The organism is Microbispora sp. H11081, assembly GCF_012999535.1.
Lineage (GTDB): Bacteria > Actinomycetota > Actinomycetes > Streptosporangiales > Streptosporangiaceae > Microbispora.
This window is the reverse complement of record NZ_JABBWV010000045.1, coordinates 1-660: the sequence shown is the minus strand read 5'-3', so window position 1 is coordinate 660 and position 660 is coordinate 1. Positions and strand designations below refer to the sequence as shown.

Here is a 660-nt window from a genome sequence, read left to right as displayed (position 1 = left end):
CACCCGAAGCCCGTGGCCCAACCACTTGTGGGGGGAGCGGTCGAAGGTGGGGCTGGCGATTGGGACGAAGTCGTAACAAGGTAGCCGTACCGGAAGGTGCGGCTGGATCACCTCCTTTCTAAGGAGCATTCGGCCGGCTACGCGAGTACTTGCCTCCGCATCCTGGGATCTGACGGTCTTGGGGTGGGTGGTGGGTGTGTGGTCGGTCCATCTGGGTTCAGGGGCGTGTGTTCCCTGCCTGGAGCGCTCATTAGTGGAGCACTGGTTATTCAGCTGGTCGTGGTTGCCGGGTCTGTCGGTACCGCCGTGATCATGCCTCTAACGGGGTGTGGCCGCGGAGTGGGAAGGCGGATGTCTGGGGGCTGGGGCTGGTTGGGCACACTGTTGGGTCCTGAGGGAACGGGCCGTTCGCCCGCCGCGCTTTGTGTGGTGGGCGGGTTTTCGGTTGTGTTTCTTCTTGGGCTGGTCTCCTGTCATACCGGCTTGGGTCTGGTGCTTGTGGTCGCCTGTGGGTGGCTGTGGGTGGTGGGCTTGGGTGTCTGGTGGTGGGGTGGGCTGGTTTCTGGTTGTTGTTTGTGAATTGCATAGTGGACGCGAGCATCTTTGTGGCCAAGTTTTTTAGGGCACACGGTGGATGCCTTGGCATCAGGAGCCGATGAA

Annotated in this window: 1 rRNA gene; it reads left to right on the top strand. The window is 61.5% G+C overall.

Features of this window, described 5'->3' with window-relative positions:
* Positions 1-118 (top strand): 16S ribosomal RNA (locus HHX31_RS33420); the annotation flags it as partial.
* Between the last annotated feature and the right edge of the window lie 542 nt (positions 119-660).